The organism is Bradyrhizobium sp. (assembly GCF_049586575.1).
Taxonomy (GTDB): domain Bacteria; phylum Pseudomonadota; class Alphaproteobacteria; order Rhizobiales; family Xanthobacteraceae; genus Bradyrhizobium.
The window spans coordinates 1-7,745 of record NZ_JBAVCF010000709.1 but is presented as its reverse complement, the minus strand read 5'-3'; the positions used below and the strand labels follow the sequence as shown (position 1 = coordinate 7,745).

At 57.8% G+C, this 7,745-nt stretch carries 7 protein-coding genes; all 7 read right to left on the bottom strand.

All coding sequences use genetic code 11. From position 1 onward, the window contains the following. Positions 1-1,211, bottom strand: a 1,211-nt coding sequence (locus WB528_RS25860; RefSeq protein ID WP_423892060.1) for an HAD-IC family P-type ATPase, incomplete at its 3' end; no start/stop codon positions are given. 287 nt (positions 1,212-1,498) lie between these two features. Next, positions 1,499-2,242 carry a sensor histidine kinase gene (locus WB528_RS25855; protein WP_423892058.1) on the bottom strand — a complete coding sequence of 248 codons (744 nt, stop codon included), beginning with the start codon at positions 2,240-2,242 and terminating at the stop codon, positions 1,499-1,501. Positions 2,243-2,821: 579 nt separating this feature from the next. Beyond that, positions 2,822-3,259, bottom strand: a complete 438-nt coding sequence (locus tag WB528_RS25850) for a universal stress protein (protein WP_423892056.1) — start codon at positions 3,257-3,259, stop codon at positions 2,822-2,824. A 78-nt stretch (positions 3,260-3,337) separates the two neighbouring features. Beyond that, positions 3,338-3,625 (bottom strand): chaperone modulator CbpM, encoded by a 288-nt coding sequence (locus WB528_RS25845; RefSeq protein WP_423892055.1) that lies wholly within the window; start codon positions 3,623-3,625, stop codon positions 3,338-3,340. After that, the gene (locus tag WB528_RS25840; RefSeq protein WP_423892053.1) at positions 3,622-4,527 is read right to left on the bottom strand and encodes a DnaJ C-terminal domain-containing protein; all 906 of its coding nucleotides are present in this window, start codon (positions 4,525-4,527) and stop codon (positions 3,622-3,624) included. Before WB528_RS25840 ends, WB528_RS25845 begins: the two co-directional genes overlap by 4 nt. Before the next feature lie 338 nt (positions 4,528-4,865). Further along, positions 4,866-6,908 (bottom strand): protein-L-isoaspartate(D-aspartate) O-methyltransferase, encoded by a 2,043-nt coding sequence (locus tag WB528_RS25835; RefSeq protein WP_423892051.1) that lies wholly within the window; start codon positions 6,906-6,908, stop codon positions 4,866-4,868. 264 nt (positions 6,909-7,172) lie between these two features. Further along, entirely contained in the window at positions 7,173-7,508 is a 336-nt protein-coding gene (locus WB528_RS25830; RefSeq protein ID WP_423892049.1) for a phasin family protein, read from the bottom strand. Positions 7,509-7,745: the final 237 nt, after the last annotated feature.

The following is a 7,745-nucleotide window of genomic DNA, read 5'->3' as shown; positions in this document are numbered from 1 at the left end:
TCAAAATCGAACGGCACCTCGTCGATCTTCTTCCACCCGGCCATATCGTACGGTTGGGCGGAAAGGATCGCCTGATCGAGCGGACTCTTCATCCCAGTCTCGAACTGGCTGTTGATGTAGGCGTTGGCATACACCGCCTTGCTCTCGGCCCCGAGCCCATCGATCGCGCGCATCAGCTTGATGGTGGCTTCCGTCAGCGTTCCGGTCTTGTCGGTACATAGTACGTTCATCGCACCGAGATCATGGATCGCGGTCAGACGCTTCACGATGACCTTTCGCTTCGACATCTCCAATGCTGATCGCGCAAGCGTGACGGTCACGATCATCGGCAGCAGTTCTGGTGTCAGTCCGACAGCTAGCGCCAGCGCGAACATCAGCGACTCCAGCACCGGTCGGTGAAATGAGATGTTCACGACCAGCACGAAGAACACCATCAGCACCGTAAGGCGCATGATGAGAAGGCCAAAACGACGAATGCCGACCGCAAAATCGGTGGCCGGCGGTTTTTCGGCCAGGCTCGTCGCAAGGTGACCGAGCGCCGATTTCGCGCCGGTTCGGCAAACAACAATCGTTGCGGTGCCGCTGATGACGGAGGTTCCCGCGAAGACGGCGTTCGACGCTCCGGCTGGGTTCTCCGCGCCCGAAGGCGCATCGCTCGCATGTTTCTCGGCGGGGTACGGCTCTCCGGTCAGAAGCGCCTGATTGATGAAAAGATCTCGGCTTTCGAGCAGCCGCGAGTCTGCCGGCACGAGATCACCGGCAATCAATTCGACAATATCGCCTGGCACAAGTTGATCGATCGGTATCGAGGCGCTAGCGCCGTCGCGCCGTACCGTTACCTCTACCGCCACCGACCGGCGCAGCGCCTCAACTGCGTTTTGAGCTCGGACTTCCTGCACGAAATCGATCGTCATGCTCATCATGACGATCGTCACAACGATTGCGAAGCTTGCGACGTCGCCTGTCGCCGCCGACAACCCGCTCGCCACGAGCAGGATGATCACCAGCGGGTTGCGGAAACGGGAGAGAAATTGCAACCAGAGCGGTGATCGCTTGACGACCGCAGCGTCGTTGGGTCCGAAGGTTTCCAACCGCGACTGGACCTCTTTGGCCGTAAGGCCCGCAGTAGTCGTCACGAGTCGCGTCAGAATCCGGCCAGCTGGCTCCTTCCAGACCTCTTCCGGCCCGACTTCGTCAATTGCAGGATTCATGGACAATCTTGGCTGAGAGGGCTAGTTACCTGCCCCACTCGGTCCATCCAGGAACTGGCCAAGGACCAAAGGAGCAGTATCCTGTTCTCTTCACTCCCGGCCGCGGCGTTCGCGGAAGCGGTCGAACTTCGCCTTCTGCCGGTCGTGCCTCCGCCTGACCCAAAGTTGCGGACAAGGCCGCAGATGCAACGATCAGGACCGAAACGTTCAGCTTCCGCATTTCTAATGCTCCCATGCTGGGTTGATTTTTGGCGATTGGATTCGATTTTACGTTTTCTGAACTGAAGCTATTGACCGCGCGTGCTGATGGACGCTGGCCGATGGCTCATTGCGATTGTTCCTGGGTTTGTCGTCCGCGGACCGGTCCCCGCGGCCGTTCCGGAAAACAACACGGTAAATCTTGCACCCTGGCCGTTATCCCCGCGGCCGATCTGCAACTCTCCGCCGATCTGCCTTGCGAACGATTGAATGATCCTCATCCCTAGCCCCTTGCTCGCGGTGGGATCGAATCCTTCCGGCAGCGCCGGCCCATTATTGGAAACTGAAAGCGCGTAACCATGAGCGGAATCGGGCTGCAGGCGGATGACGATGCGGCCGCTGCCATGTTTTGCCGCGTTGGTGATCAATTCACTGACGATGAAGCCTAGTGGAATAGCAGTCGCGGCCGGCAGCTTGATTTCGACGCCTTCGACGAGGACCTGCTCCGGGTGTTCGTCAGACGACAACATCGCGGAAAAATCGCGCGCGAAGTCTTCGAGAAATTTCTTGAATTCGATGGCCTGTACCCCATCGTAGGAATGAAGGCGACGATGGATACGCGCAATCATGGAAACGCGATTGGCCGCGACGGCCAATTGAGCCGCCGCTTCCGGGTTTAGCGTCGACCGACTCTGCAAAGAAAGCAGGCTGACGATCATCTGCAGGTCGTTCATCAGCCGATGATCCGATTCCCTGCTCAGAAGCTCCTGTTTCTGGATCAACTCAGCCTGTTGATGAACTCGAGCCTCGCTCTCCGCCAGCGCGTCGCGCAAGCGGATTTCCAAGGATCTGCGCTTGATCAACTCGCGCTCGCAACTCTCAACGGTGCGGCGCACCGAGTTCGAAAACGTCATCAGGAAGGACGGCAATCCCTCAGCGCCGCCCTTCGCCGCGTTGCCAACCTGTTGTCGAATGACTGCTTGCTCGCTCATACCTCAGGATGCGTATGAGGGGCGCATATAATGTTGATTCAGATCAACTGTGCCAATTCATTTAATTTCGACCGTGAACGATTTTCATCATCCGCTTCGAGGCCTCCGAGATCATGCTGCAAGCGGTAACGCTCGTGCGCACGGCGCAACGGCTTCTATGGTTCTCTGACCAATGAGCAGAAGGCACGGTTCGAAGCGATCGGCCGAAGCGTACAAGTCAGCTCGAGCGCTTGATGTCACGCGCGCCTGCCCGCCGGTATGGCGGCGGCCCCGTCAGCAAAATCATTCGACGATTGATGCCATTCGGGTTCTGAACTGCGCATCTAGCGGACAAGCATATAGGTTTGGCGCTTCCGGTCAGCACTGACAGTTTGCCAGGCTTTAGCCTCAGTCTCGGTGAGTCGGCGCGCGCGATTTTGTTCAGCGATGGACGAGCACCGGGACCTTGCAATGGGTGAGGACCTTTACTGTCTCGCTGCCGAGGACGATCGCGGAGACGCCACGGCGGCCGTGCGAGGCCATGACGATCAGATCGCAGCCCTTCGACTCCGCTGTATCGACGATCGCCCGATAGGGATGTTCGTGCTCGACCTGGTCCGTCTCGCATGCGACGCCGGCTGCTTGCGCTGCGCGCGCGGCAGCTCCAAGAATTTTCTCGGCGTGCTCCTCCATACGCGCCTTGTATTGAGCCGGCGTGTCCTCGATCATCTGCGTGTCGATCGTGAACGTATGAAAGGGCGTCAAGATTGTCAGCACGGTCACTTTGGCACCGATCCGCTTGGCCAAGGCAATGCCGTGCTGGACGGCTTTATCGGCCAGTTTCGAACCGTCGGTTGGTATCAAGATATTGACATACATCGCCTTCTCCTTCTCACCGCCCTTTCACCGCTAACGTCGGAACGCTAAGGCATCGACGCGAGCGTCCTCGACAAAGTCTCAATCCGGTTCGGGCGCAGTCCGAATTGTCTGACGCAGTTCCATCAATGTCCTGCGCAGGCCGTAGAGCTGGTCGACCAAATTCAGAATCACTCCCACGCCTTCATCGTTCACGCCAAGATCCACCTTGAGTTGATGGATGAGCCGTGCTCTGGCGATGTCGATGTTGGAGAAGCTCAGCTCAACCGACGAGCCGCGGGGTCTTAGCCACTCCTCCTCGATCCAGACATCTAGCGTTTCGTGATCCATGCCAGCAAGCGACAGAAATTCCTCTTTGCTGATTTTCATGGCACCATCTCCTCACGGGGATTGTAGGTCTTCCCGCTTTCCCAACCCGAAACGAATGCTTCAAGCTCAGGGTCCGGCTCTTTGGGAAGCAGGACCTTGAGTTTGACGAATTGATCGCCATAACCACCGGCATGCTTTGGCGCGCCTTTACCCCTCAGGCGCAACGTGGTCCCGGTGTTCGACCCTTTCGGCACAGTCATCGTTACTACGGCTGTCGGCGTGGGAACCTTGATGCGGGCGCCGAGAACGGCTTCCGTGAGGGTGACAGGTAGTTCAAGATAGATGTCGTCGCCCTCGCGTGTGAAGGAACGATCGGGTTTGATTTCGACCTCAATGAGAGCATCGCCGGGTCTGCCCTTGCCCGATCCGGGGGCTCCCTTCCCCCGCAAACGCAGTACCTGACCCTCAACGATGCCGGGCGGGATAGCAACATCCAGCGTACTTCCGTCGGACAATGTCAGCCGCCTGTTCGCGCCGGCGATTGACTCAATGAATTCGATCGGGAGCCTGAATTCAAGATCATGCCCGCGCCGGTTCGCTTGCGCCTGAGCGCTACGCCTCAGAAGCTCAGCGAAGGCGTCTCCCGAGTCCATGAAATCCGCGAAACCGGAATCGTCTGTATAGGGATGATCCCGTTCCGAGGTTGCGTAATCGCGATAATAATTCTGCCGAGGCCGTTCGGCTCCCGCGGCATCAATTTCACCGTTGTCAAATCTCCTGCGTTTTTCAGCGTCGCCGACCAGATCATAGGCCTGGGCTACTTCCTTGAATTTCTCTTCGGCTTCTGGATTGCCAGGATTTAGGTCAGGATGCAGCCTTTTCGCAAGCTTGCGGTAAGCTTTTTGGATATCATCTGTCGACGCCGTTGAAGCGACGCCAAGAATTTCATAGGGATCTCTCACTGCCCGCTCTCATTCCCATAACGATACCGGACGTGGCGACCGCTGCCGCAAGAGTGAAGGTTGTGCGACGCGGCCGACGGCGGCGCATTCGGTGCAGCGCCCACGGTACCGGACTTTAAAACTAGTAGCGAAGATGGATCGGTCACATTGCGCTAAATCAATGACCCGGATAACTTGCTGTTCTCGACAAAGCGCGAACTCGCAATCCTGAATTGGACGCGCAATAGTAATAGTCAGCATTTGAGCAGGTGCAGTTGCGCTCGGCGTCGTGGTCACTGACATCGAAACGCTACCGTAACAAAAATAGACAACGGTTCCGAACACGAGGGTTGGCATTTTCAAATGCCGAACGGATACGTATCGGGCAGTCCCTTGAGTTCGGTCGTGGCTAGCGGCGTAATTGGCTGCGTGTCGTCGAACCATACATACTCGTCGAATTGATGCGGCAAGTCAGCGCGGAAATAGTGGCTCGCAAGTTCGGTTTCCGGGCGATAGATCACGCCGATCGCACGCTCCAGGCGCTCCTTGCCCAGTCCCTGCGGGCCGCACAGATCGTCCTTCCCGCGCAGTCCGAGCAGGAAATTCGCATGGCCCGTCGCATGACAGAGCTGTTCGTAGCTACCACTCTGCGACGGCCGGATCTCCTTGACCTCCATGTGTCCGCCCCATTCGGATGCCGCAGCAACGGCTCCGCGGTGCGTGCCGAAGCCGATCGAATAAGCCTGGGCGCCGAGCGTACTCCGGCAGAGATGGCCGAGATTGTACTCACCGCGCGCGGCCATCTCGGTCGCGGCCGAATTCCCGACATGCGAGTTGTGAGCCCAGATGACAGCCTTGCTGTCGAGGCCGTAATAATCCAGCAGGTTTTTGAGGGTCTCGAACATGTGGGTGTCGCGCAGATTCCATGACGCGCGCGATCCGTAATACATAATGCGATAGTAACGCTCGGCGTTAGCAATCAAGCGTGCGTTCTGGGCTGCATCGAGGAAACGGTCGCCGTCATGTTCGGCATAGGCGCGATGCTTGCCCAGAAGGTCGGTGAGGTTGCGCACCACATCTGCTTCGCAGGTTGGATACTTTCCGCTCAAGGCTGCGCGACCATAGACCGATGGATCACGCTGCCACGGCGTCAGGCAAGAATAGCGCTCGCGTGCGACCCTGGCGGTTTCAGGGTCGACGTCGTCCAGATAAGCAAGAACCAATCTGATCGAGTCGTAGAGGCTGTACAGATCGAGGCCATGGAAGGCCACGCGCCGATCTTTGCGCGCGACGGTACCGTTATGCTTGCGTAGCCAGTCGATAAAGTCGCGCACCTCGCTATTTCGCCACATCCAGGTCGGAAAGCGAGCAAACGCCGTCCATTCGGAAGGCGGATAGTTGAAATGCCTGACATAGTGATCGACGCGCGCCGCGTCCGGCCAGTCGCCCTCAATGGCGATAAAATGAAATCCCTTCTTGACGATCAGGTCTTGTGTGATGCGGGCGCGCATCCGGTAGAACTCGGATGTTCCATGAGTTGCCTCTCCCAGCAGCACAATTCGCGCCGAGCCGATCCGGTCCATCAGGGGATTGAGATCGGCCTTTTCGATCGATCGGAAAGATTCGACCGCGTCCGCCAGCCTCCTCACCAATAAATCCTCGCTGGCGGAAGCAAGTCGAAATCTGTGTCGCGGCGGAGCTGACTCCAGGGCCTTGCCAGCCCATCCTTCCTCGCCAATCAGGGGCACGAATCGCACGTCGGCGATGTCCTCGCTCTGATATTCGGTCTCCGTCACGCGCGTCACGCGCACCAGTTCCTGGACCGTCTGATCTGATCCAACCGGCATGACCAGCCGGCCGCCAATTTTCAGCTGGGTTTTAAGCGATTCCGGCACTTGTGGGCCGCCAGCAGCGACGACGATGGCGTCATAGGGCGCGTGCTCCGGCCATCCCCGGGTTCCATCACCGTGCCTGACATGCACATTGTCGTACCCAAGTTCGGCAAGCGTCGCGGCCGCCGTCTCCGCAAGCCGGCCGACCCGTTCGATGGTGTAGACGTGCGCGGCGATCTCGGAGAGTACCGCGGCCGCATAACCCGAGCCGGCCCCGATTTCGAGTACCTTTTCGTCCCCCTTCAGCAACAGGGCCTCGGCCATGAAAGCAACGATGTAGGGTTGCGAAATCGTCTGCTCGTCCGCTATCGGCAAGGGCGAATCGTCATAAGCAAATTCGCGAAGCCTCTCAGGTACGAACCGCTCACGCGGCACCTTGCTCATCGCATCCAGAACAAGCCCATCGCGAACGCCGCGGGCCGCGATGCTGCGCTCGACCATTTCGAGCCTGCGCGTACGAAAGTTCTCTGCCTCACTGACCGAGTCTTCCTTCACATCAGCGGCTGCCATGATCAGAACTTCCTAACCTTAATGATTAAAGCGCGGCGCACCTTCACCACCAGCCTACCCTCCGATCTGTCGAACAAGCGACAGACGAAGTAGGAAAAGAGACCGCTACTCCGGTTGCGTTCGCTCAGAAATTGAAGGCAGAAGGCCTCGGCGCCGAATGCGCGGCAGTGCTTCAGAAAATTGAGCCGCCGCCACCTTCACGCCAGCCCTGAACTTCGTTAGCGTTAGCTTCTTGTCGTTAGAGCGTCGATGTGGCCTGCTGGCTCACTCTTGGGCGCTAAATCGGCACCCGCCTTGCTGGATGTCTGCGGCGAGATGCTTACCATTCTCAGCCATTCTTTCGAGACGGTGTTTGCCGTATTCTTGCCAAGCGGTAACAGCGTCCGAAGCGGAATGAGCGGCCACCAATTTGGAAGCAAATTCGGAAGCCATGTTTGCTTCGGAATGCCCGCGATCCGCCCAATAGCGATTGATCTCGGCAGTCATCTTTGTCAATTCCGACTGAGCTTGGGCAAACGCCTGGAATCGCTTCTGCGTAGCGGTCAGGATAAGGGCATAGATATTCTTCGTCTGATCCACGTGAACATCTTGTTCGGGCATGATAAAAACTCCCAATATTCGCTTGGCGCAGAGCTTCATAAAATTGGAGAAAACTTAACTGCCTCCCGGCTTGCAGCCGTTGATTTATATCAAGTCCTTCGGACGTCTTTCTCTAGCCCCGACGTGACCGTCACTCAAGTTTGAACCGCAATCTTGATAACGTCTCATTGATCGTTGCCGCGTCGAACACTCTGCGGCAGCGAGCGCTCGCCGACGACAGCCGTTTGACCAGGATCA